This window comes from Labrenzia sp. CP4, from assembly GCF_001579905.1.
GTDB lineage: Bacteria > Pseudomonadota > Alphaproteobacteria > Rhizobiales > Stappiaceae > Roseibium > Roseibium algicola.
The window spans coordinates 1,702,432-1,724,789 of the sequence record NZ_CP011927.1 but is presented as its reverse complement, the minus strand read 5'-3'; the positions used below and the strand labels follow the sequence as shown (position 1 = coordinate 1,724,789).

23 protein-coding genes and 1 pseudogene are annotated in these 22,358 nt (G+C 58.5%); 15 read left to right on the top strand and 9 right to left on the bottom strand.

Annotated features, from left to right (window positions below):
• The first annotated feature begins 167 nt into the window (after nt 1-167).
• On the top strand, nt 168-461 hold the full coding sequence (locus tag ACP90_RS07950) for a hypothetical protein (RefSeq protein ID WP_077292192.1): 294 nt from the start codon (nt 168-170) through the stop codon (nt 459-461).
• 34 nt (nt 462-495) lie between these two features.
• Here the strand turns inward: ACP90_RS07950 and ACP90_RS07945 are convergent, their stop codons facing one another.
• The 4 genes from ACP90_RS07945 to ACP90_RS07930 all read right to left on the bottom strand — a co-directional run bounded on the left by ACP90_RS07945 (nt 496) and on the right by ACP90_RS07930 (nt 3,840).
• On the bottom strand, nt 496-975 hold the full coding sequence (locus ACP90_RS07945) for a DUF992 domain-containing protein (protein WP_062487785.1): 480 nt from the start codon (nt 973-975) through the stop codon (nt 496-498).
• Nucleotides 976-1,081: 106 nt separating this feature from the next.
• Nucleotides 1,082-1,684 (bottom strand): hypothetical protein, encoded by a 603-nt coding sequence (locus ACP90_RS07940; RefSeq protein WP_062487783.1) that lies wholly within the window; start codon nt 1,682-1,684, stop codon nt 1,082-1,084.
• Between the two features lie 144 nt (nt 1,685-1,828).
• The gene (locus ACP90_RS07935) at nt 1,829-3,028 is read right to left on the bottom strand and encodes a pyridoxal phosphate-dependent aminotransferase (protein WP_022997972.1); all 1,200 of its coding nucleotides are present in this window, start codon (nt 3,026-3,028) and stop codon (nt 1,829-1,831) included.
• A gap of 95 nt (nt 3,029-3,123) precedes the next feature.
• Nucleotides 3,124-3,840, bottom strand: coding sequence for an MBL fold metallo-hydrolase (locus tag ACP90_RS07930; protein WP_062487781.1), 717 nt, complete (start codon nt 3,838-3,840; stop codon nt 3,124-3,126).
• Between the two features lie 128 nt (nt 3,841-3,968).
• On the opposite strand from ACP90_RS07930, the gene ACP90_RS07925 reads away from it, so the two are divergent.
• Nucleotides 3,969-4,328, top strand: coding sequence for a helix-turn-helix domain-containing protein (locus ACP90_RS07925; protein ID WP_145915728.1), 360 nt, complete (start codon nt 3,969-3,971; stop codon nt 4,326-4,328).
• 36 nt (nt 4,329-4,364) lie between these two features.
• Here ACP90_RS07925 and ACP90_RS07920 read toward each other — a convergent pair whose 3' ends face one another.
• Nucleotides 4,365-5,495 (bottom strand): hypothetical protein, encoded by a 1,131-nt coding sequence (locus ACP90_RS07920; protein ID WP_208993484.1) that lies wholly within the window; start codon nt 5,493-5,495, stop codon nt 4,365-4,367.
• A 439-nt stretch (nt 5,496-5,934) separates the two neighbouring features.
• Between ACP90_RS07920 and ACP90_RS07915 the strand changes: the two genes are divergently transcribed.
• The 4 genes from ACP90_RS07915 (at nt 5,935) to ACP90_RS07895 (ending at nt 8,812) form a co-directional block, all read left to right on the top strand.
• Nucleotides 5,935-6,159 carry a hypothetical protein gene (locus ACP90_RS07915; RefSeq protein ID WP_145915727.1) on the top strand — a complete coding sequence of 75 codons (225 nt, stop codon included), beginning with the start codon at nt 5,935-5,937 and terminating at the stop codon, nt 6,157-6,159.
• Nucleotides 6,160-6,202: 43 nt separating this feature from the next.
• Nucleotides 6,203-6,445 (top strand): hypothetical protein, encoded by a 243-nt coding sequence (locus ACP90_RS07910; protein ID WP_022997977.1) that lies wholly within the window; start codon nt 6,203-6,205, stop codon nt 6,443-6,445.
• A gap of 553 nt (nt 6,446-6,998) precedes the next feature.
• A complete protein-coding gene (locus ACP90_RS07905; protein WP_022997978.1) occupies nt 6,999-7,472 on the top strand; it encodes a DUF3775 domain-containing protein in 474 nt (157 codons plus the stop codon).
• Nucleotides 7,473-7,852: 380 nt separating this feature from the next.
• Nucleotides 7,853-8,812, top strand: coding sequence for a heparan-alpha-glucosaminide N-acetyltransferase (locus tag ACP90_RS07895; RefSeq protein ID WP_062487773.1), 960 nt, complete (start codon nt 7,853-7,855; stop codon nt 8,810-8,812).
• A gap of 37 nt (nt 8,813-8,849) precedes the next feature.
• On the opposite strand, the gene ACP90_RS07890 is transcribed toward ACP90_RS07895, so the two are convergent.
• The gene (locus ACP90_RS07890; RefSeq protein ID WP_062487771.1) at nt 8,850-9,815 is read right to left on the bottom strand and encodes a choline/ethanolamine kinase family protein; all 966 of its coding nucleotides are present in this window, start codon (nt 9,813-9,815) and stop codon (nt 8,850-8,852) included.
• On the opposite strand from ACP90_RS07890, the gene ACP90_RS07885 reads away from it, so the two are divergent.
• The 3 genes from ACP90_RS07885 to ACP90_RS07875 all read left to right on the top strand — a co-directional run bounded on the left by ACP90_RS07885 (nt 9,814) and on the right by ACP90_RS07875 (nt 13,676).
• Nucleotides 9,814-10,113 carry a SelT/SelW/SelH family protein gene (locus ACP90_RS07885; RefSeq protein WP_062487769.1) on the top strand — a complete coding sequence of 100 codons (300 nt, stop codon included), beginning with the start codon at nt 9,814-9,816 and terminating at the stop codon, nt 10,111-10,113. The two genes, ACP90_RS07890 and ACP90_RS07885, sit on opposite strands and share 2 nt — an antisense overlap.
• A 115-nt stretch (nt 10,114-10,228) precedes the next feature.
• Nucleotides 10,229-10,966: a transporter substrate-binding domain-containing protein gene (locus ACP90_RS07880; protein WP_082809693.1), complete on the top strand. Its 738-nt coding sequence runs from the start codon at nt 10,229-10,231 to the stop codon at nt 10,964-10,966.
• Nucleotides 10,967-11,153: 187 nt separating this feature from the next.
• Nucleotides 11,154-13,676 carry a HAMP domain-containing methyl-accepting chemotaxis protein gene (locus ACP90_RS07875; RefSeq protein ID WP_062487766.1) on the top strand — a complete coding sequence of 841 codons (2,523 nt, stop codon included), beginning with the start codon at nt 11,154-11,156 and terminating at the stop codon, nt 13,674-13,676.
• Between the two features lie 154 nt (nt 13,677-13,830).
• Here the strand turns inward: ACP90_RS07875 and ACP90_RS07870 are convergent, their stop codons facing one another.
• Both ACP90_RS07870 and ACP90_RS07865 read right to left on the bottom strand, forming a co-directional pair.
• The gene (locus tag ACP90_RS07870) at nt 13,831-14,211 is read right to left on the bottom strand and encodes a carboxymuconolactone decarboxylase family protein (RefSeq protein WP_062487764.1); all 381 of its coding nucleotides are present in this window, start codon (nt 14,209-14,211) and stop codon (nt 13,831-13,833) included.
• Entirely contained in the window at nt 14,165-14,641 is a 477-nt protein-coding gene (locus ACP90_RS07865; RefSeq protein WP_062487762.1) for a MerR family transcriptional regulator, read from the bottom strand. The genes ACP90_RS07870 and ACP90_RS07865 overlap by 47 nt, the downstream gene beginning before the upstream one ends.
• Before the next feature lie 248 nt (nt 14,642-14,889).
• Here ACP90_RS07865 and ACP90_RS07860 point away from each other — a divergent pair, with 248 nt between their 5' ends.
• The 4 genes and pseudogenes from ACP90_RS07860 to ACP90_RS07845 all read left to right on the top strand — a co-directional run bounded on the left by ACP90_RS07860 (nt 14,890) and on the right by ACP90_RS07845 (nt 17,549).
• Nucleotides 14,890-15,480, top strand: a complete 591-nt coding sequence (locus tag ACP90_RS07860; RefSeq protein WP_022997987.1) for a TetR/AcrR family transcriptional regulator — start codon at nt 14,890-14,892, stop codon at nt 15,478-15,480.
• A gap of 91 nt (nt 15,481-15,571) precedes the next feature.
• Nucleotides 15,572-16,132: a carboxymuconolactone decarboxylase family protein gene (locus tag ACP90_RS07855; protein ID WP_062487760.1), complete on the top strand. Its 561-nt coding sequence runs from the start codon at nt 15,572-15,574 to the stop codon at nt 16,130-16,132.
• Nucleotides 16,133-16,252: 120 nt separating this feature from the next.
• Nucleotides 16,253-17,086: pseudogene (locus ACP90_RS07850) on the top strand (SRPBCC family protein); the annotation flags it as partial.
• Entirely contained in the window at nt 17,034-17,549 is a 516-nt protein-coding gene (locus tag ACP90_RS07845; RefSeq protein ID WP_062487757.1) for a halocarboxylic acid dehydrogenase DehI family protein, read from the top strand. The pseudogene ACP90_RS07850 and the gene ACP90_RS07845, both read left to right, overlap by 53 nt.
• A gap of 132 nt (nt 17,550-17,681) precedes the next feature.
• On the opposite strand, the gene ACP90_RS07840 is transcribed toward ACP90_RS07845, so the two are convergent.
• Nucleotides 17,682-19,256, bottom strand: coding sequence for an ABC transporter substrate-binding protein (locus ACP90_RS07840; protein ID WP_062491451.1), 1,575 nt, complete (start codon nt 19,254-19,256; stop codon nt 17,682-17,684).
• A 214-nt stretch (nt 19,257-19,470) separates the two neighbouring features.
• Here ACP90_RS07840 and betC point away from each other — a divergent pair, with 214 nt between their 5' ends.
• Both betC and dcm read left to right on the top strand, forming a co-directional pair.
• The gene (gene betC / locus ACP90_RS07835; RefSeq protein WP_062487755.1) at nt 19,471-20,988 is read left to right on the top strand and encodes a choline-sulfatase; all 1,518 of its coding nucleotides are present in this window, start codon (nt 19,471-19,473) and stop codon (nt 20,986-20,988) included.
• Between the two features lie 128 nt (nt 20,989-21,116).
• Nucleotides 21,117-22,358, top strand: coding sequence for a DNA (cytosine-5-)-methyltransferase (gene dcm, locus ACP90_RS07830; protein WP_062487753.1), 1,242 nt, complete (start codon nt 21,117-21,119; stop codon nt 22,356-22,358).

The following is a 22,358-nucleotide window of genomic DNA, read 5'->3' as shown; positions in this document are numbered from 1 at the left end:
CAGACCGGCAAGCGGTGGAGAAAATTTGAGCTGAAGACTGAAAAAAGTCCCGCCTTCAGACCTTCCCAACCATGTGCCATTGCCCTGCCGGAATTGGCAGATAGTGAAATTGACGCGCGGAGGCCTATGTAACCAACTTGAACCGGCCTCGGGCAAAAGGAGCACGCGTGACCAAAACCCTGATACTCTGTTCAGCCCTGTTTGCTGCCACGTCGGCAATACCCGCGCATGCGCAATCGACCCAGCTGCGCAGTCCTCCCATGATGACCTCGCCGCGGCTGCCTTCTGCCGGTCAGCAGCTGAACCAGAACCTCAACCGCCAACAGTCCGGTTTCTCCACCCGGCAGCAGATTGACGGTGCGGAGCGTTTGAACCGCACCGAGCAGATCAACCGGCAGAACACCCGGCCGGACAAGGAAGAAACTCCTTGTGCCGGCGCGAACGAAAGCTGCCGCGACTAAAGCGGAGAAACAGGACAGTGACAGCCGCTGAGGCTTAGTTGATCAGTTCCAGCGTCATCTTGCTGACACCCAGTGTCAGGTTCGTGCCTGTCTGGCTTTCCAGGCTGAAAGGGTTGAGCGCGATGGATCGGTCGAAACCACCCAACAGCGCGTTCGCCTTGATGCCCGCACCAACACTTGCCCCGGCGGTCAGCCCGCCGTAGGTGCCTGCCAAAAGGCCCGGCTTCCGGTTTGCGGAAGGTGCCAGCACGCCCCAGACCAGCGTGGCCTGTTTGGTCTTGCCGATATCCAGCCCGTAGTCGCGGACGGTCCCCTTGTAGTTTTCCACCGCTCCGCCGTCGACCGGTGAAAAGCTGCATCCGAGTGTTGCTGAAGAGCCAACAATGAAACTGTGCTCGCCTTCCACCAGGCAGCTCAGTTTGCCGATTTCAACCTTTGGGCTGTCTTCGGAGGCAAGGGCCGGCATGGCAAACACAATGGCCATGGCGGCAAGAACCGGTTTCAAAATACGCATGTAGAGAACTCCCGTTCGGCTGCGAATATCCGCTTTTAGCAAAGGCGCGGATCACGCCCCTGATATGACGCGCCAAGACGTCAAAATCGCGGCAATGGCAAAAGGTTCAGGTGTAACCGTCGGTAGTGTCGGCACTGCCCGCCAGAGCAGGGGCAAGCACACCACCGTTCGACGACCTGTCCGACACACGGGCAAGCAGAAACCGGCGACCGGCAATCAGAAGGGTCAAGGTGACGATCACCGGAAGAAGGCTGTTTTCCGGCGCCTGGAACGCCCAGACCGTTCCAGCCAGTGATACGGCAAGCATCAGAAACGATAGTCGGTACTGCGTCGATCTGGGCAAGTTTGGGACACCGGCAAATCCACCGCGTGAGAACAGGGTCAAGACCCCGCCGGTAAGCGTCACGGTCAACAAAACGGCACTGTACGAATAGCCTGTCAGGAATGATGCCAGAGTGCCGTCGCCAAACCGATACAGGCCGACCAGAAGCGGTGTCACCAGCAGGATATGCAGATTTATACCGAGCAATACGGGGTGCATGGGCGCCTTGACCAGCACAAAGCCGGCAAGAACGAAAACCGCAAGACCGCAACCACTCCAGCCTGCAAGCTCCAGATCACCCGTCTGTCGCCAGAGCACAATGAAGACAATCGACGGCAGGCTTTCGAACAGATCAAGAAGCAGTTGTTTCTGATGTGAATTTGCCATCGCTCGACCTCCACCTGACGGGGAAAGGCTAGAGCGTTCGAACTGTGCTGTAAACCGCGCATTCCTCAACCAGAAAACGCAACCTACAACAGGAAAGGGCGGCCGTCGGCCGCCCTTTCGCAAATCTTTCGATGTCCGAAAAGCTTATTTCAGGTTCCCGCAGAAACGCTGGATGCGCGTGCAGGCTTCTTCCAGAGCTTCGGTCGAGGTCGCATAGGAAATGCGGAAGTTCGGACCAAGCCCGAAAGCCGAACCGTGAACGACGGCGACACCTTCAGCTTCCAGAAGCTCGGAGACGAAGTCCTCGTCGCTCTCGATCACCTTGCCGGACGGGGCCGTCTTGCCGATTGTGCCGGCGCAGGACGGGAACACGTAGAACGCGCCTTCCGGCACCGGGCACGAAATGCCGTTGGCCTGGTTCAGCATGGAGACAACCAGGTCCCGGCGTCCCTTGAAGACTTCGTTGTTCTTCGGGATGAAGTCCTGGGTGCCGTTCAGCGCCTCGACCGCCGCCCACTGGGCGATGGAGCAAGGGTTGGAGGTCGACTGCGACTGCACCTTGGCCATGGCCTTGATCAGGTCTGCCGGGCCGCCGGCATAACCGATACGCCAGCCGGTCATTGCATAGGCTTTCGACACGCCGTTGACGGTCAGCGTGCGCTCGTAAAGAGCAGGCTCCACCTGAGCGGGCGTGGTGAACTTGAAGTCGTCATAGACGAGATGCTCATACATGTCGTCGGTCATGACCCAGACATGGGGGTGCTTCATCAGCACATCGCAGAGCGCTTTCAGTTCAGCTTCCGTGTAGGCCGCACCGGACGGGTTGGACGGAGAGTTGAAGATCAGCCACTTGGTGCGCGATGTGATCGCCGCATCGAGTGCTTCCGGGGTAATCTTGAAGGTCGACTTGTCCGCTTCCACGATCACCGGTTCACCGCCTGCGAGCAGCACCATGTCCGGATAGCTTACCCAGTAAGGGGTCGGAATGATGACTTCATCACCCGGGTTCAGCGTTGCAATCAGCGCGTTGTAAAGCACCTGCTTGCCGCCGGTACCTACGGTGATCTGGCTGGTTTCGTAAGTAAGCCCGTTTTCCCGCTTGAACTTTTCGACGATGGCCGCCTTCAGCTCCGGAATACCATCGACAGCGGTGTACTTGGTCTTGCCGTCGGTGATGGCCTTGATGGCGGCTGTCTTGATGTTTTCCGGGGTATCGAAATCCGGCTCGCCAGCTCCGAGACCGATTACATCGCGGCCTGCGGCTTTAAGCTCGCGTGCCTTGTTGGTGACGGCGATGGTCGCAGAAGGTTTAACACGCGCCAATGCGTCAGCAAGAAAGCCCATAATGTCCTCCAGGGGGAAACGGGATTAACAGCGCGCGGACCCTAGATCCGTGCGCTGCGGAAAACAAGACCAAATCCGGAGAAGAACGGGAGTTTTCAGGCCGTTTGCGCCAGTTTGCCGGCGTATCTTTCAATCACCCCGGCATCGAGCGGTCCGCCATGGCCGAGATAGAAGCGTTTTGCCCCCTTGGACAGCAGAAATTTCAGCGAACGGGCGACCTGAAGCGGGTCTTCTTCAAAGGGCGGCGGCTTGGGCCGCCCCTTCAGCGCGATTCCCCCCAGAAGAATGCCGGACGCCGCCAGATCCCCCGCGAGGACGGCACCATCGTCAAGCAGTACCGACAGCGATCCGGGCGTGTGGCCTGGCGTCGACATGATGACACCTTGCACGCCATAGGCTGTCAGATCCAGTGTCTGGTCCCCTGACAGAAGAATGTCCGGCTCCACCTTCGCAAACGGCCGTTCGATCGCGCCTGAAAGCTTGAACAGCCGACCGAAGAGCCCCGAAGGCTTCAGGAGGGGAGCCTGGCCCCGGCAATAGGGTAAATCACCTTCATGCAGCACGATTGGCGCGCCCGACAGTTTCTGAAGACGCTTGGCGCTGCCCGCATGGTCGATATGGCCGTGGGTCACCACGATCAGCTTCAGATCGGCAAGGCAAAGCCCGACCTTCGCCAGCCCCTTCTCGATCTTGGTCTCGCTGCCCGGCAGCCCGGTGTCCACAAGCACGGCACCACCGGCAAAGGTCAGCAGAAACGCGTTGACCATGCCGAATGGCAGGATCGGGATAGTGTGGATCTGGATCTCGGACATGTTTGCCGCCGTTCTCCTCCTGGTGATAGGTTGGCTCTTCACCTAGGCGGACGCGGAAATACGTTCAATTAGGCACCTTTTGGTAACCCGGACGGGCCATTGGCCCCGGCGAACCGGTGGAGACGGACATGAGCGAACCGATCGCATCCCTCTGGCGCCTGCCTGGCACGCAGGACTGTCCTGTTGCCGACACGCTGAAAAGCATTGGCGGCAAACACACCCCAAAGGTTCTGCATTGCCTGACCGCTAGGGATCATCATTTTCTGGAACTACAGCGGACACTGAAACCGATCAGCCGCAAGGTGCTGACCCAGGAACTGCGCCACCTGGAAGAGATTGGACTGGTCGCTCGTACCGAACTGGACGACGCCCACCGCCGCGTCCGCTATGCCCTCACACCGAAAGGCCGGAGCCTGACCGAAATCCTGGGACAGGTCTACCTTTGGGCCGTGGAACACCACGGCAGTGACGCGGCATCAGCGGCGTAAAAGTACCGTTTCAGTCGCTCTCAGTGGCGGGCGCGATTAGCTTCTCGTTTCAAGGATCAGCTTCGGATCGTCCTTGTCCTCATCGATGATCGTGCACTTGAAGCGCTTTTTCTTGGTCTGGCCATTGAGCACCGTCACCGGCACCGACAGGGGAACTTCCGAGGCGTCTTTGGCAGAGGTCAACAGGGACGCATAATTGCTCGGGTGAAGCAGCATCTCGGTGATCGGGCGGCTGTCGAGGACGTCCGATGTCAGATGGTAGGTCTTCATCGCTGCGTTGTTCGCCGCAATGATGATCTTTGACTTGATGTTGACCACCAGGATCGGCGCGCTGCACGCTTCGAAGACCCTGGCAAAGTCGACGTCACCGCCGGCATGGCCGGCCGAAAACAGCACCCCGCCCACCGTGCCGCCGACACGGAAATACATGGCGTCGTATTTCAGTTCGACGCTGTCGTTGGACGCCAGCAGAAACTTGCCACGCCCGGTCGCACTGGCCCGGCGCGTCAATGCCGCAAGCGTCAAGGAGACGATCGTTCGCCCGACGCGGTTCTGGATATGGGCAATGTTGCGCCCCAGGATCAGGCGAGCATCCTCGATCTGGAAGCTCTTGAGGAAACCGTCGCTGGCAAAGCGCACGTAGCCGAAATTGTCGACCAGCAGCACAACGCGGGTGGAGGACGCGACGAAATGCTGGAGGATCGGTGCCAGTCCCAGTATGACCCGGCCCGGATTATTGTCATTCTCACCGATGGAGGGGAAGCAGATCGCAAGGATCTTGCCGTCCGGCAACTCGTAACGATAGGCAACGATCGGAATGCCCGGGATACGGTGGTCCGGCCCGCCGCCGACGTCGAACGGCCCGGCCTGGCCTTCCCGGATCGCACCCTGGACCAGCCGGAGAATGGTCTTCCGATCCTCTGGCGACAGGTGGCGCAGTGCCTCGTTGGAGGGCGCCTCCTGCAGATCCCGCACTTCGCTATTGAAACTCTGGGAACCGACCTCGTGCCAGAGAATGGTTTTCTTGCTGATATCGGCAATGAAAAACTGGATACCCGCCAGCGACAAGGCCGGCGGCTCCCCGGCCTTCTGGACCGATGGTTCTGTCGACGTTACTGGGTCTGTCGGCTTGCCCACCGTGGCGCTCTGCGCAGCGTTTATCGTCATTCCATGCCTGGTCTGTTTGTATCGGATGTCCCGGCGAGCAAGCATGCTTCCGAAATGCAAACAAACACTAAAATCGCATCGTAAAATATCTGGGTTATGTCAGTTTTTACAGTAATTAAACAATGCAATACGTTTTTATGAGAAGTTGTATTGTCAATTTTACGAAAGCTTAATTGGCCAGATCCAGACCCCGGAACCACAACCTTCCACCTTCGCACATCAAGACTGCCGGAATGGAAAACAGAACCGTCGCCCCCCTGAATGCAGCGCCATTCGGAACACGGACACTACCTATTGTGCCGCCTTGCCAAGGCGGCAGCAAATAGATCGAATTTGCCGCAAAATAGTCACGAAAACACACGGCGCATGTCTAAATCGCGTCCGCGTGCCGGCGCAATTTCAAACGAGATTGAACTCATCCCAGCGGATGGAGGAGCCAATGGCCCACGCAACGACCGTACAGGCGACCATCAAGTCGCAGAACGTAAGCTTCCCACCGGTTTTGCTGTTCATAGTGGCAGCAGGCCTGTTGATGTTGATGTCCGCACTGGAGCCGTCACTGGTGCTGCCGATGGTCGCTTTCCTGACCATGGCTGCCGTTACCCGTCTGCTGGCCCGCCGACTGTTTCAGGACCTGACCGGCGTTCAAGCGCAGGCAGACTGACAGAAACCGAAGTACAACCGCTCGAACCTGACTGATCTTCACCATGGCACGCGTAGATAACCAGAAAACCAGAAAGTCCGTCCCCTCCAAAAGCGACCTGCATGAAGCCCGGCCGCTGTTGCAGGCAATCTTTCTGGGCATGCTGCTGGCAACCGCTTTGGTCGCAGCAGCGGCGATGGCAAACCCGGCCAACACGAACGGTGTCCCGAAGACCGAGCCCGTCGCGCACTCAGCAACCGGCCAGGCACCGGCAAACGCCGGTCGGCCGGCAAGCGCCATGTTCTGACAGCTTGACATACAAGGAGCCGCCGCGGCGGCTCCGTCTGTTTCAGGAAGTCAAGATCAGCGCCTGGAGCCCGACCTTTCAAAAGCCGAGACCCGGCCTCATGCTTGGCACATGAGTGCCGGGCCTCAGTGCCCGGTCCGCCCCCGGATAACGATTCCTGCCCAACGATGGTTCCCTTTGAACCTTCATCCGAGACAGCCCCGCAGTGCGTACGTGTACGTGCACGCGCCCGCAGCCTCACCGTCCTCAGGTGACCCGCTGGTTGCGTCCGCTGTTGATCACGGTCAAGGACAGGAATTTGTTCGTTCGCCAAGTAAAGCAAGATCACATGTCATCTGCAAGACCGCACGCGGTTCAAGGCTGGCATCGATCGGAAATTAACCAGAGTCACATGGCGCGACCTTGAATACCGGGGATAACCGCAGTCCAGGTCTTTGCGAGTGCGTTCGGAAACTTCCGGCAAGCCATGTGGAACAAATTCCGCTACGGGGCATTTGCCCTCAAGTGGTAGTATTACGCCGACGCAACCGGCGCCAGTGAGGGATTTCACATCATGACCATTGCCAACGGCGAAAAGTGGATCGATAAAGAAACGAAGGGTTTGTCGGAGGCAGCAATGGACATCGACCTCACACTTTCAGCAGACACGATCCGCCTGCTCGCCCAGAAGGCGCGGGCAGTTGCATCGTCTCTTCAGGATACGTTCGAGGACGGCCATGAAGGCGACGTCGAATTCGACGCCGATGCCCTGGAGCAAAGTCACGGTCACGATGGCCTTGCGGAGGAGGAAAACGATGACCTCTCCGACGAGGAACTGCGGGAGCTGATCGAGGATCTCAACGTGGATGAAGCTGCCGAACTGGTGGCCATCTCCTGGATTGGCCGCGGTGACTTCGAGGCTGAAGACTTCCAGCAAGCGGTCGACGAGGCACGCGAGCGCGCCGTCGGTTCGACAGCAACCTATCTTCTCGGCATGCCGCTCCTGGCCGACCACCTGGAAGCCGGTCTCGACGCGCTTGACCTCTGACGACCGACACAGCGCTGTTTTAGCCCGGGCTTCAAGACGTTCGGCGGGTCAAGCCGACTAGGTCATTTTTGCCGGGTCTTCCACATCAGGTCGTTTTCCTTGGGAAAACCGGTTAGCAATTGATTTACTATCTTTTCGCTGCCGGACATTTGGCCCACTCTTGCCCCACTTCGTGGTGGGACAAGGGAGTTGAGGGCATGCTGCAAGACCCGGCGAACCAAGACGTGTTTACCGTCCATCGTCCGTCTCCATGGCCATATGTCGGCGCAATGCTCGCTGCGTCGGCCCTGATCACGACACTGGTCGTGGCGTTCAGCAGCTAATCCATACCGGCACTACCGCTCGAAACCGGTACCGGTCATCGTTCAGAGAGTTCCTTAATGCGTTCAACGCGTCTGGCCGTGCTTGATCTTGCCCGCGGCCTCGCTGTTGTCGCCATGGCGATCTACCATTTCTCCTGGGACCTTTCCTGGTTTGCCTATGTCGACTGGCCCGTTGCCCAGGGCACAGGTTGGCGCATGTTCGCCGCCTCGATCGCCGGCAGTTTCCTGCTTCTGGCCGGCGTCAGTCTGGATTTCGCCCACCACCTGGGCATCCGTTGGCATGCCTTCTGGCGGCGCTTTGCCGTGATCGTCGCAGCCGCAGCTGCCGTGTCGCTGGTCACCTATTTCACTTTCGGCGATACTTTTGTCCGCTTCGGCATTCTCCATTCCATTGCCTTGTCCAGCGTGATCGCCCTTCCCTTCACGCGCCTTCCGTTCGTCTTTGCCGGGCTTGCTGCGGCGTTCGTTTTCACTTTGCCCATCTGGGCAGCTTCGTCCGCCCTCGACGGCCAGCTCTGGCTGTGGACAGGGCTCGGCACACCGGATTTTGCCAGTGTGGATTATGTGCCGCTGGTGCCCTGGGCCGGAGTGACGTTGGCGGGCGTCGCCATCTCGAAGATTTTCCGAAAGATCAATCTGTGGCAGACGCTGTCCAGGTTGACATTCGCCAACCGTCCCGGCCGGCTGACGCGGTTCTTCGGCCGCCATTCCCTGCCAGTCTATCTGCTGCATCAGCCCTTGCTGTTCGGCCTTGTGTGGACGGCAACTCAGATCGGCCCGGAGATGGACCGCTCCGCCAATGCCTTCGTGCGCAATTGCACGGTTTCCTGCCAGGGTACGACCGCCACGACAGAAATCTGCGAAGCCGCTTGCGGCTGTACGCTTGAATATCTGAAATCGGACGGCATCTGGGACCAGCTTCTGGCCGAGCCCGAAAACCAGTCTCTGCGCAACCGGATGTCGAACAGATACAGTCAGTGCCTGGCTGATCCAAAGTGGCCGGATCCGCTCAACTGATCCCGACTTTCAAGCCTTCGGTGCTGTTTCCGGGCGCTCAGGAAAGACGGGCCAGTTGCCGGAGCGCCCGCCCCCGCCGCTGCCGTGCAAAGGGAAGGAACACATCCTCGTCTCGCCCCGCCGCCACCTGCTCCAGCGCCCAGAGGGCCGACACGGCGTCGCATTTGGCTTTCATAACGCCGAGACAATCGGCCTCGGGCACCGCAGCGCCCGTTGCTGCATAGGCTTTCAGGAACACCTTTTCCTCATCCGCACTCATCTCGTGCTCCAGAACGGCGTAGGCAAGATCCCAGGCGGGATCCGACATGCCTGAGAATTCCCAGTCAATCAGCCAGAGCTGGTCGGATGACATGAGGCAGTTGCCGGGGGATGGATCGCCATGGCTCGGAACAAGCATCCGGCCAGCACCACCAGCGGTGCCGGCACGGATCGGCTGCAACACTATTTCCAGCCCGGTCATTTCCTCCCGGCACCGAACTGCGTCCCGAAGACCTTGCCACTGCGCCTGAAGCACGCTGTCCGGATCGAGCAGCCCTTCGAAGGTCACACCGGACCCATGCAATTGCCCCAATGCCTCGCCGAGTGCACGGGCCAGGCTGTACGACGACTGCTCCGAAAGATCGGCAGGGCTGCCGGTGACCTCGACGGCGCGGGTCACCAGAATGCCGGCCTCCGCATCACAAAATACCGGTGGCACGGCAATTCCAGTCGCAGCGGCGAGCATCAGGTTTCTTGCCTCTGCCTTCCTGTCGATGTTGCCTGCCGATTCCAGACGGGGAAGCCGCAGGAAGAACGTGCCCTTCTCAGCCTCCAGCCTGAACACGCGGTTTGTCAGCCCAGGCTGGGGCCGGGCTGACAGGGGAGAGCCACAAACACGATGCAGGTCCTGATGCCGTTCAAAGGCCTCCAGGATGTACGGCAAAATGGTGTCTGGCGCGTCAGAGGAAAGCTGTGGCACAAGCAGGAACAATCGAGCGAAACAGAGGAGCTGGCCGGACGCCATGACGAACGTCCAATCGCCCCATATCATCATCACCTACTGCCGCCAATGCAATTGGCTGTTGCGCTCCGCATGGATGGCGCAGGAAATCCTGTCCACCTTCTCGGAAGAAGCCGGCGCTGTCACTCTTGTTCCGGGCACCGGAGGCATTTTCACAATCGTCTGCGACGGTCAACTTGTCTGGGACCGCAAGACAGATGGAGGCTTTCCGGAGGCCAAGGTGCTGAAACAGCGGCTTCGTGACCTGCTTTGGCCGGAGAAGGACCTCGGCCACAGCGACCGCCAGGACAGGAAAGACTAGGCCGGACGCGCTCAAGTGAATTGACTTCTTGAAGTCGCGAATATGTATACTGTGGCATCCGAAGCGCCGCTTTCGGCAAGCAATTTCGAGACAGGACGCATGAACCGGAGCCTTCATGCACATCAGGTTATCACTGTTATTTTTGGCACTACTATCGCTTGCCGGAGCAAGCACCAGTTCTGCAGTGGAAACCAGCGAACCTGAAATCGTCATCTATACCGAGGACTACAAACCACTCTATTTCCCTGGTGAAGACGGGAAAGTCTCGGGAACTGTCACCCAACTTGTACAAGATCTCGCCGATGACGCCGGCATAACGGTCGAGATGCACATGCGGCCGTTCAAACGCGGGCTGAATGCGGTGGAGAGCAACGCCAACCATTGTTTCATGGCCCTGTGGCGCACTCAGGAACGCGAACCGAACTTCACCTGGGTCGGACCTTTGGAAATCGACGGATACGGCCTTTTTGCCTTGAAGGGCAGTTCCATAGAACTTTCGACAGTCGAAGACAGTTTCGGCTATTCGACAGGAGCCGTCGGCGGCTGGACCAGCACCAATGAACTTCAGGACGCCGGCCATCCCCATCTTGTGCTGGTGGACGAAGATGGGCTCAATGCGAACATGCTGCGGTCAGGTCACACCAAGCTCTGGCTGGGTGGCCTGATTTCGGCTCCCTATGTCGCGGAACAGGAAGGGGTGGAGATCGAGAAACTGCTGACCCTGCAGACCGTCGAACTTGCCCTGGCCTGCAACTCACATATCGACCAGTCCGTTACCGACCGCCTGCAGTCTGCCTTGAACGCGCGTCTTCAGAAAACGCCACAAAACAACCCCAAGCGATTGACGCAATAGACAATTTATCTCTGCTGCAGAGCAACCACCTCGAAAAGTTGCATAACTTCAGAAAACTACTTTCCAAAGTCTTACCTGCACAACAAGCACACAAAAGACCGCCCATAATTAATGCAAGTCTCTTTTGGGTCTTCTTAAAACTTTCAATTCAAAATGCTTTCGGCAAGACAACGTCCGGAGCTCAAGAATGAAGTTCGTGAACCTTCCTTTCAGGAAGACTGCAGCCGAGCCCTCAGCAACAAGGCATGAGCGGGCCGGACAACCGGCACGGCAGCGCCCCTTTTTCGACTGGCCGATCAAGACCCAGCTGCAGATCGGCTTCGGCGCCATGCTATTGTGCGCCATCGGGGTCGGTGCGGGGGGCTTGTTCGCAAGCTCGGAGGTCAAGAACTCGGTAACGGTGGCGAAGACCGCCAACGAACTACTGGGAAGCGTCCCCCGGTTGCTGTCCCACGCCCAGACATTCAGTCGCGATGGCAGCAGCCAGACGGCGGAAGCGGTTGCTGCAGACATTGGCTTGATTTCGCAGGAAAGTCTCGCCCTGTCTGAAAGCCAACCCCAGGCGGCAACGCAGTTCGCGAGCATCGTCGGCGATCTGGAGACCGGCTTTGCGACGCTGCGCGACACACGGCAAAGCCGTGACACAGCGGCTGCGAACCTCGACACCCTCACCTCCGAACTGGTTGCAACCACCAACAAGGCCTTCGAGGAATACAAGGCCCTTGCCGCTTACAGATCCGCCCTTGCCATCACCAACGAAGGCAAGATGACCAACCTGTCCAACGTCAGCCCCCGGCTCAGCAACATGCGCATCACCACTGTGGTGCTGGCGCAGGAAGCCGAAACCTTTGCGGCAACACCAGACAAGACCCTGGCAAAGAAACTGGCGGACCGGGTGGATGCCCTCGACAAGGACGCGAAGGCGGTTCGCCGCACGGTGAAGACAGACACGATCAAGGACAGCGTCAAGGACCTCACCAAAAGCTCCAAGTCCTTTGAAAAGCTTCTGAAAGCGCACCTGAAGTCCCCGGAAGAGGGCGCCTGGAAAAACAAACTGGAACCGGCCATCCTTGAACTGATCACCCTTGCCGACACGATCATCAAGGCCGCCGAAGCACCGATTGACGACCTGACGAAGGAACTGCGGGACTTCGACAAGGCGAGCGCCGATATCGCGCTTCTGTCGAACTACACTCAGAGTGTGGCGCGTAGCGTGCTCGGCATCCGCAGCGCCTATTCAGACTATCTGAACACATCCTCGCAAAACGCCGCTGATACATTCCAGCTCTATCTGGGCGATGCCCGGACGGAACTTGGCAATCTGGACACGGTGCGAACCTCAGCCGGTAAGAACACGTCTGACAAGGCTCTGAATGATCTTCTCAATGGTCCACTCAAGGCGCTTGTTACCGCCGGTGGCGATGCCTTGCCGAAACTGGAAGCCACCTTTGCCGAAGTCGTCACTTCGACAGCGGCACTGCGCGCAAGCGAACAATCCTTTGCCGCCGCCGCCTCCTCCCTGACGGAACAAGCAGAAATCATCAGCGCCAATTCCGGTGCGACCGCGCTGGCAAGCGCCGTCGGCGCTCAAACGCAGATCACCATTACGCTTGCCCTTGCACTGCTTCTGGGCATCGCTTTCGTCGTATTGCTCTCCACTGCCATCATCCGCCCGATCCGGGGCCTGACCGATGCGATGCTCAAACTGAGGGACGGCGACACGGCTCTCGATCTTCCGGCTGCAAACCGCAAGGATGAAATCGGTCACATGGCTCAGGCCGTCGCAACCTTCCGTGACCGGGAAATCGAACGGATGCGGCTGGAAGAAGAAACCCTTGCAAGCCAGGAAGGTGTCCGCCAGCGCCAGGCCACCGTCGATGCGCTTGTGGCCTCGTTCCGTCAGGATATCGAGCAGGCACTCGCCACGGTGACCGGCAACATGCATCAGCTCGACAACACGGCCGAGCAGCTTTCCGAGATTGCCCGCACGACGACGGGCAAGTCCGAAGACGTCAGCACCGCCTCCAGCCAGGCCAGCCAGAACGTCCAGACCATCGCTGCCGCCACGGAGGAACTCAGCGCTTCCGTTCAGGAGGTCGGCCGGCAGGTCAACGACACCCTCGTGCGCGTTGAGGAAGTTGCAGGGGCAACCCGCACTTCCAACGACCAGATCAAGGGCCTGTCGGCGGCTGCCGAACGCATCGGTGCCGTTGTCCAGCTCATCCAGGAAATTGCCGAGCAGACCAACTTGCTCGCGCTCAATGCGACCATCGAAGCCGCACGCGCCGGCGAAGCCGGGCGGGGGTTTGCCGTGGTTGCCTCGGAAGTCAAGTCACTGGCCGGTCAGACGGCCAAGGCAACAGAGGAAATCTCCAGCCAGGTGTCCGAAATCCAGCAGGCCACCAACGGCGCCGTCGACGCGATCAGCGCGATCATGGAAATGATGGAGTCCGTCAACGAGACCGCAGCCGCCATGGCAAGCTCCGTCGAACAGCAGGCCGGGGCCACCGCGGAAATCTCCACCGGCGTCTCCCAGGCTGCAGGCCAGACCGCAAGCGTATCGGAAAATATCGGCGATCTCTCCCGAGGCTCCAGCGAAACCAGTCTGTCGGCCCGTGAAGTGGAAGAAATCACCGGTGCAGCCACCCGGCAACTTGCCGAAGTCACCACACGGATCGACCGGTTCCTGCAGGATGTCGCCGCAGCCTGAGTTGGGGGCTCAGCAGAAGTTGGATACCGGCGTCACCTGCATCCAATCGCCTTGCACCTGACTGTCTTTAGTCATCCCGGACGCAGCGCAGCGAAGATCCGGGATGACCACGGCGGGTTTTATCTTGGCGGCAACGCTGTGTGCCTAGATCCCCTTACGCTGCATCCTGCGCCTCAAACACCTCCCGGGCCGCGTTGAGGCCGTTGATTGCTGCCGGCAGGCCGCCATAGACGGCCATCTGCCAGATCGCCTCAACGACTTCCTTCCGGTCCGCACCGGCGGCAAGCGTGTGTTCAATGTTGATCTTGAGTTGCGGAGCCGTCTGCCCGCCAAGCACGGTCAGGGCCGCGATCGTGCACAACTGGCGAGTTTTCAGGTCGAGGCCCTCCCGGGCATAGTGCCGACCGTAAGCCCATTCGATCAGGCTTTCGGAAAATCCGGGCAGAAGATCGTCGTAACGATCGCTGAGAATGGCTTCCAGGTCGGGGTTAAGTTTCTGCGTCAGCGCGCGGCCGCGCTCCAGGGCGGTGCTCATGTTTCGGAGCTTCCTTGCTTGGCGGCGCGCCGTGTTCGGTCCGGGCGCAGCTTTCGAAGGCCGGATCAACGGTCTCACCCGCTTCCATCCTTCTGTAGAGATCAATCTTATCGTCCAGGACGTCCAGCATCTCGGTGAGCCGGGCAATATCGCCGACAACCTTTCCCCTGTGCGCTTCCAGCAGCTTCCGGCGCTCCGTCAACGAAGCTTCGCCCTTTGTACGCAGGTCCGCGTAACGCAGCCGGTCCTTGATGCCCATACCGGTCGATTTCAGCCGGTCCAGGAAGTCGATCCACCTGAGGATCGTTGCATCGTAGACCCGCCGCCCACCACCGTCCCGCAAGGGACGCGGCAGGAGGCCGATCTTTTCGTAGTAGCGCAGGGTGTCGGTCGAAAGTCCCGATTTCTCGGCCAGGTCGCCAATCCGCATGTCAGTCTCCGAACGGAACGATTTCTCTCAGGTACCGGTTGGAGTGCACTCCAGGTCAAGCGTCTTTTTCAACTAAATCAAATCTGGCGACACGGAGCTGCATATCTGACAAGGGTTAATCTCCTTCCGGTTCGGCCGTTTTCGAGGCATCCAGACCTGAAGACGGCAAGACCCACCTCGCGACGTCGTGAACTTGGGGTGAGCGTCAATCAATTGACTGATCGGTCAGTTGGAAATATCAATCCCGCATGACCACGACACGCGACATTCTCATCGACACCGCCACCGAGCTCTTTCTGGGACGCAACTTCGGTGCCGTCGGCACCACGGAACTCTGCAAGAGCGCCGGGGTGAACAAGGGAACGCTGTACCACTACTTCCCTTCGAAGTCGGATCTTCTGGCTGCAGCGATCGAGCGATATGCAACGTCTTTCGGACAAGCTTTCCGCGACATTGCCGACAGTGACGCAGCACCGGAAGAAAAGCTCCGCCAGCTCTTCGACGTTCCCGCCAGGGCAAACCGGGACTGGAAAGTCCGGCACGGCTTTGCACAAGGATGCCTTGTCGGAAACATGAGCCTGGAACTCGGGGCCGTGGATATCCCTGTACGCGAGGCCATCAAACACGCACTGACGACGTGGAAAGCCCCGGTGCGCGATATCCTGCACCAGCTCATCGAGACCGGTTCACTCGCCAGGATCGATTGCGACAAGGGAGCAGATGTCGTCATCGGCCTCATTCAGGGTGGGCTTCTGCTGGCCAAGGCACAGAACGACCCATCGCACATCACCCTTCTTGCCCCCGGCGCCCTCTCTCATCTGAACAGCCTTAAACCCTAACCGCCGCCAGTTGCGGCAAACACCGGACGTCCGAGCACGCTTAAACACCACTTGACTGGTCGGTCAGTTGATACACGAAAGGAAACGACAAATGCCAAACATGCTTCAAATCGAACCCAGCCAGGCAACAGGAACCACAAAGGAGGCTTTTGATGAGGCCAAGCGGCAATTCGGCGGCGTCATCAACCTCTTCAAGGTCACGGGCAATGCCCCCAATGTGCTGAAGGGCTTCCTTGCGCTCAATGCCGGCGTCAACGACGGTATAGAACTGACGGGCAAGGAGATCGAACAGGTAGCCATGCTCGTTTCCGCACTCAATCGCTGCGACTATTGTGTCAACGTTCACATGAAAGTGGGCCAGATGCACGGCGGCAGCGAAACCGAGATGCTGGCCGCAATGGAAGGCCGCGCGGAGGATGCGCGGACGCAGGCCCTGCTCGACTACGTAAATGAAGTCGTCCGCAACCGCGGTCAGGTGACCGCTCCAACGCTTGATGCAGTCCGGCAGGCCGGTTTTTCCGACAAGGCCCTTCTGGAAACCATCGGGATCATCGGGATCTACACCCTGATCCAGTATGTGCGGCACGTGGCAGACCCGGAGCATGATTTCCCGCAGGTTACCCAATACGACGCTCAGCAGATGGGCGCCTGAACAAACGGCCCGGTCGCGTCAGCCCGATGACGCGACCAAACCCGACCAATGAACAGCCGCCACTTCACGATTGCCCAAACTTGAACGGGAGGAAGACGATGATCGACGTTCACCGAAAAAAAAGCCCTGCCGGTCCATCCAGACCTGGTCCGACAGCTTGCAGGTGGTTTTGACCAGATCGGTGCATGGCATCCGGCCGTTGCGGACTGCAAGACGAGCGAAACACCTTCCGGAACGGTGCGCCACCTGACACTGCCGGACGGCGCGATACTCCAGGAAGCTCGGACCGACGACGGAACGGTTCCCGGAACCTACAGCTACCGCATCTTCTCTGGCCCCCTTCCCGTGCGCGACTACACTTCGACTTTCCGGATCCTTGCGACCGGCAACGGCTGCGAAGTGGAATGGTCGGGAAGGTTCGATGCTGAAGGCGCTTCAGAAGAGGAGGCACGTTCCGCGGTTGCCGGCATTTATGAAACGGGACTTCAGGCACTGGCGGCGATGGTTGCCAAACAGTCCGGCAAGACCCTGCCACGCCGCAAGCCCTCCCCCTTGCCACAAGTGACCACGGTTCCGGAGATCCGTGCCGACGAAGCGCTGCGCGCTGTCTACGAAGACACCAAGGCCGTGCTGCAAGTGCCATGGATGGGCGTGGTGACGATGGCCTTTGCACAATATCCGAACTTCTACGCCGCCTTGTGGGGCGGACTGCGAGACCTTGCCGGAAGCAGGGAATTCGTTGCAGCCTGCGCGGAGCTGAGATCATGTGCAGAGCAGGAAGTTGCCGCCTTTTCGGTTCCGGAAATTACAAGGGATTTGCGCAAACGCGGGTATGCGGATCAGGAACTCGAGCGGATACGAGCGGATAAGAGACGAGATCGAGGTCTTCTCCCACGGCAACATGCCCTATCTCCTGATCGCGACAGCTGCCCGGCTTCTGATCGAGAACCATGACCTTCGCGAAAGCAGCACCATTTCACCCTACGACAGCGAACACGGGCCGCGGCGACTGGGGGCACCGGTGCTCATGGAAATGCACCACGTCGACAGCCAGACACGAGATGTCTACGACGACATCATGCGCACGCTCGGCCTGCCGTTCGTGAACACCGACTATCGTGCCCTTGCCCGCTGGCCGAGCTACTTTCGCCTCGCGTGGAATGCACTGCGTCCTCAGATCGAAACCACCGACTATGGCAAGGCCTGCGAACGCGTTCACGACTGCGCGGTCAACCTTGCCCGGACGCTGCCCAACCCTGGCGGACTGACACCGAAAATCCTGCAAGCGGCGATTGCCCGGGACACCAACGCGCAGCCGGTTGGCGATGTGGTGCGGCTGTTTCAATGGTTGCTGCCGGGCCTGATCGTCAACGTCGAGGCCTTTCGCCAACAATTGATTTCGGAAAAGTCCAATTGAAAAAAAGCGGCCGGCGGGACTTGCCCGGCCGGCCGTTGGAAAGGCCCCAAACAGGAGCGCTTTGAAGGTCGATCCGGCGAGGCGGTTTCCACCGCCTTCGCCTTAACGGCTGCAGGTGCCGTCTTGGTTCTGTTAAGCGAACCACCAGCGTTCGACGGCGCGGAAACCGTCCAGGGTCCAGTTGGCGGCAACCTTTTCCGGATGCTGGACCTTTTCGTTGTGCGCCATGACATAGCTGGCGAACATCGGAATAATCACACCACCGTCGGTGCGCACCAGGTTCTGCATTTCGCGGTACATATCGGCACGCTTGGTTTCATCAAGCTCGGAACGTGCCGTCTTCAGCAACTGGTTGAAGCGCTCGTTCTCCCAGTAGGTATCGTTCCAGGGAGCGCCTGACGCATAGGCTACGGAGAACATCCAGTCTTCCGTCGGACGTCCGCCCCAGTAGACCGCGCAGAAGGGCTTTTTCATCCACACATCGGACCAGTAACCGTCATTCGGCTCGCGCGTCGGCTTGATGTTGATGCCGGCCTTGCTCGCGCTGTTTGAATAAAGCACGGCCGCATCGACGGCACCACCGAAGGCCGCATCAGCCGCTGAAAGGCTGACGTCAAGGGAATCGAGACCGGCCTGTTTCAGGTAGTATTTCGACTTGTCGGGATCGTAGGTAGTCTGTTCCAGGTCGCCCGCGAAGAAGCGGTTTGACGGGCTGATCGGATGATCGTTCCCAACAGCCCCGTAGCCGAACAGGATCTTGTCGACCAGTTCCTGGCGATCGACAGCATATTTCAGCGCCATACGTACATTGTTGTCGCTAAAGGGCGCCGTGCGCGTGTCCATCGCAAACGTGTAGTGCTGCGTGCCTGTGGTCGACAGGATCGTGACGTTCGGCGAGCGCTTGAACAGGCCGACAGTCTTCAGGTCCACCTGATCGATGACATCGACATTGCCGGTCAGGAGTGCTGACTGACGCGCTGCAGGGTCAACGATGGTCAGCAGCTTGACATCGTCGAAATGCGCCCGGTCGGTCTTCCAGTAGTTCTCGTTCCTGGTCAGCTCGGCAATGACACCCGGCTGATAGTTGGTCACCTTGTAGGGACCGCAACCGTCGCTGCTGGTCGGATCGATCTTGCCGTCGGAGGATTTCATGATCGGCAAGTGATAGTCGCTGACCACGAACGGGAAGTCGGCATTGCCCGCTTCCAGCGTGAACACGACACTGTCGCCGTCGACGCTGATGTCCTTGATGGGGTCGACGAAAGGCTTCGCCGCCGAGGTGCTGTTTTCGCCGCGGTGATAGTTGATCGAGGCCACCACGTCTTCCGGCTTGACCGTGCCGCCGCTGTGATACTCGATTCCCGGGCGGATCTTGAAGGTCCAGACCGTGGCATCGGGAGACGGCTCCCAGCTTTCCGCCACTTCGCCCACCAGGGTACCATCTGCGGTGATCTCGATGAGGTAGCCATGACGGGATGTGGCGAACACCTGCACGAAGACATTGTCCCAGGTGCCGGGGTCATAGTTTTCACTGGTGTTGCCTGCGGCGATGCCAACCCTGAACGTGCCGCCCTTCTTGGGTTGCGCGGCTGCCGGACCGATCGCGAACTGACCGGCAACAGCCGCTCCGCCGATCGCTGCCGTACCTTGCAGGATGCTGCGCCGGGAGACCCCGGACTGCAGGATGTGCTTGTTAAGATTTCCCATTTTCATGTCCCCTCTTTTTGATGTCCTCATTATGGAAATGACGCCGCGTGAACGTGTCCGCGCGAAAGAAATCTGCCCTGAACGTCCTTGATCCGGACAGAATTGCCAGCCACCAAGACGCCTGTTTTTCATACTATGCCGTTTTTGATTGATCGCTCAATTAAAAAAAAGCTAACACTTGCGGCAAGGTCCTCACTCGCGGCGGAGAAGCAGCATGGGAAAGCGCAAGAACATCCTGATCCTGATGGTCGACCAGTTGAACGGAACCTTGTTTCCGGACGGCCCGGCGGAGTTTCTGCACGCACCGAACCTGAAGAAACTTGCCGCCCGTTCGATTCGCTACGAGAACACCTACACTGCTTCGCCGCTGTGTGCGCCCGCACGCGCAAGCTTCATGTCCGGCCAGCTGCCACGCCGTACGGGCGTCTACGACAATGCCGCCGAATTCGCCTCCGACATCCCGACCTATGCCCATCATCTGCGCCGCGCCGGTTACACCACCTGCCTGTCCGGCAAGATGCATTTCGTCGGTCCGGATCAGATGCACGGCTTTGAGGAACGGCTGACCACCGACATCTATCCGGCCGATTTCGGCTGGACGCCGGACTACCGCAAGCCGGGCGAGCGTATCGACTGGTGGTACCACAACATGGGGTCAGTCACGGGCGCCGGCATTGCCGAGATTTCCAACCAGATGGAATATGACGATGATGTCGCCTTCCAGGCCGTGCGCAAGATCCACGACTACGGCCGCGGCAAATACGACCGCCCGTTCTGCCTGACGGTCAGCTTCACCCACCCGCACGACCCTTATGTCGCCCGCCAGAAGTACTGGGATCTCTACGAGGACTGCGAGCACCTGCTGCCGCAGGTTCCGGCGATGGACTACGACGACCACGACCCGCATGCAAAGCGCATCTTCGATGCCAACGACTGGCGCAACTTCAACATCACCGAAGAAGACATCCGCCGCTCGCGACAGGCCTATTTCGCCAACATCACCTATCTGGACGACAAGATCGGCGAAATCCTGCACGCGCTCGACGCGATGGACCTGACCGAGGACACCACCATCCTCTTCGTTTCAGATCATGGCGACATGCTGGGCGAGCGCGGCCTGTGGTTCAAGATGAACTTCTTCGAAGGCTCGGCCCGCGTGCCCCTGATGGTTGCCGATGCGGATCTCGCGCCGAAGCACATTTCCGATCCGGTCAGCACGCTCGACGTTCTGCCGACCGTCTGCGACCTAGCCGGCATCGACATGAGCGAGATCATGCCCTGGACGGACGGCACCAGCCTTGTGCCTCTGGCGAAAGGCGAGCCCCGTACCGCACCGGTGCTGATGGAATATGCTGCAGAGGCTTCCTACGCTCCGCTGGTCGGCATCCGCGAGGGCGACTGGAAATACATCCACTGCGAACTCGACCCGCCGCTGCTCTTCAACGTGACGGACGACCCGTACGAACTGACCAACCTCGCCGCCGACCCGGCACATGCCGCAACCGCCGTGCGTTTTGCTGAAATTGCCGGAAAGCAATGGGACATGGCCGCTTTCGACGCCGAAGTGCGCCAGTCCCAGGCCCGCCGCTGGATCGTCTACGAAGCCCTGCGCAACGGCGCCTATTTCCCCTGGGACTACCAGCCCCTGCAAAAAGCCTCCGAACGCTACATGCGCAACCACATGGACCTGAACATCGTGGAAGAAAGCCAGAGGTATCCGCGGGGAGAGTAAGGGCTGGCCGCGTTTTCAATGATCTGTGAAAAGTCACCCTCCACTGAGAACAAAGCATGAAAATTTTATTTACCCGCGGGACACACAATGACAGGATGTCAAAATGATTCCCAGAGCATGAGCCCGCCATGACTGAATTTGCTGAACTCGTCGCGAAAACCGGACTGACACTTTCGGAGATAGCCCACGAACTTGGGGTATGCGAACGAACGGTTCGAAGGTACGTAGAAGGTGAGACCAGACCGAAAGCACGCGATCTTCAGGTTGTAAAAGGCCTCTCGCTTGCTTCGGACTCAATTGCGACAAACTCACATGAGCCAGCTTTTCGTTTCATCGACCTTTTCGCCGGAATTGGCGGGCTTAGATTGGGTTTCGAAGCAATTGGTGGAAAGTGCGTTTTCACTAGCGAATGGGACAAATACAGTCAAAAGACATATCGCGCCAATTTCCCCGAAGATGATCATGAGATTTCCGGCGACATAACCAAAATTGCAGCTTCAGACGTTCCGGCTCATGATGTGTTGTTGGCTGGCTTCCCTTGCCAGCCATTCTCCATTGCAGGTGTATCGAAGAAAAATGCGCTCGGAAGAGCGCACGGATTCAACTGCGATACTCAGGGCACCCTGTTTTTTGACGTGCAACGAATAATTGCACACCATAGACCAAAAGCATTTCTTCTCGAAAATGTGAAAAACTTGATTAGCCACGACAAGGGGCGCACATTCGAGGTAATACGAACCGTCTTGGAGGAAGAACTTTGCTATCAAGTTGACTGGAGAGTTATTGATGCAAAGCCATGGCTGCCTCAGCACAGAGAACGCATCTTCATCGCCGGTTTCAGGGAAGACTGCGGCTTTTCATTCAAGAATTTTGAAATACCAAGCACAGACAAGAAACCAGTTTTGGGCGACATCTTACACCCAGAAAACGGCGAAGAAGGTCCTGACAAACATTACACAGATGGTAACATTGGCAGTGTATCTCAAAAGTATACTTTAACTGATAAACTTTGGGAGTATTTACAAAATTACGCTGAAAAACACAAAGCAAAAGGAAATGGTTTCGGTTTCGGCTTAGTAGACAAACGAGATATTGCCAGAACACTTTCCGCAAGATACTATAAAGATGGCTCGGAAATATTGATCAAAAGAGAAAGTGGCAATCCAAGACGGCTAACTCCGCGCGAGTGCGCACGTTTAATGGGATTTGAAGGACCGCGAAGTCAGGACTTCAAAATTCCAGTTTCGGATACTCAGGCTTACCGACAGTTTGGAAACTCGGTTTGTGTACCAGTCGTAAAGGCGGTTGCTGAATACATGGCCCCTTTTGTTACCAATGCTGGAAATGAAAAATCTGATAAGGCGGCTTAA